Source organism: Stenotrophomonas sp. SrG (assembly GCF_050031795.1).
Classification (GTDB): Bacteria; Pseudomonadota; Gammaproteobacteria; order Xanthomonadales; family Xanthomonadaceae; genus Stenotrophomonas; species Stenotrophomonas rhizophila_A.
The window spans coordinates 1-277 of record NZ_JBNBBE010000222.1; the positions used below are offsets into that span (position 1 = coordinate 1).

Here is a 277-nt window from a genome sequence, read left to right on the forward strand (position 1 = left end):
TCGTAGCGGAACTCGAAGGTGCCCGCGCCGCGGTCACCGAGGCGCACGCACGCGACGGTGCAGCCCGTGCCGATCTCTTCGCGCTGTTCGGCGCTGATGCCCGGTGCCGGCGCTTCTTCCACCACCTTCAGGTGGCGGCGCTGCATGGAGCAGTCGCGCTCCCCGAGGTGGATGGCGTTGCCCTGGCCATCGGCCAGCACTTGGATTTCCACGTGGCGCGGATTGTCCAGGAACTTCTCCATGTAGACCTCACCATTGGCGAACGCGGGCTTGGCCT

At 67.1% G+C, this 277-nt stretch carries 1 pseudogene; it reads right to left on the reverse strand.

Features of this window, described 5'->3' with window-relative positions:
• A pseudogene (locus ACQG3P_RS19610) lies at positions 1–277 on the reverse strand (acetyl-CoA carboxylase biotin carboxylase subunit); the annotation flags it as partial.